Consider the following 689-nt stretch of genomic DNA (forward strand, 5'->3'; position numbering starts at 1 on the left):
AAGTCGTTTTACCTCATTCACTTTCAGAACGCTTAGAAAGCAAACGCCTGGACACAGCAAACACAGTAAGCGACAGAGGCATAAATTATCGTTCTCAGTATGATATTGCAGGTGGCCAACGCTGGTCTAACTCATTTTCTGCAGCATCAAATCGTGCTCTTGGGTGGTCATCTGGTGCACATGGCGTTCGTCACTCATACGCTCAAGAACGTATGTCCGAGTTACAAAATCAAAGATTAAATTACACTACGCGTCTAGAAACTGTTAGCCAAGAAATGGGGCATTTTAGACCGGATATCACAGAGGTTTACTTACGATGAAATACCTTTTCGCTCTTGTTATTGCTTTAGGTTTAGCCGGTTATTTTGGGTATCAATCTCTCGATAGTTACTACGAAAGTAGGGTTAGTGGTGATGTGAAATTTTATCCCAATCTAAAAAAATTCGCTTACACCGAAAGTGCTGATGGCGAATTAACGGTTACATTTAAAAGTACCAGCAATACAAAATTAGGCTGGGAAAACGTATGGGATAACAGCTTAGCCTTAGCTACAGGTACATTAGTTGGTGGAACAGCATTTATATTTTTGTTTTTGTTCTGTGGGCACAGACTCGTAAACATTGAATTAAGTAGAAAAATCAAATCTCTTGAAGCTAAAAACGAACATGACTTAAATGAATATAAAAAAC

1 protein-coding gene and 1 pseudogene are annotated in these 689 nt (G+C 38.8%); both read left to right on the forward strand.

Going from position 1 to position 689, the window contains the following annotated elements; all coding sequences use genetic code 11:
* Positions 1-320: pseudogene (locus tag CIK86_RS19280) on the forward strand (site-specific integrase); the annotation flags it as partial.
* Positions 317-689 (forward strand): hypothetical protein (locus CIK86_RS19090; protein ID WP_144443717.1); only part of this gene is annotated, 373 nt, incomplete at its 3' end. The pseudogene CIK86_RS19280 and the gene CIK86_RS19090, both read left to right, overlap by 4 nt.

This window comes from Pseudoalteromonas sp. JB197, from assembly GCF_002332205.1.
Classification (GTDB): Bacteria; Pseudomonadota; Gammaproteobacteria; order Enterobacterales; family Alteromonadaceae; genus Pseudoalteromonas; species Pseudoalteromonas nigrifaciens.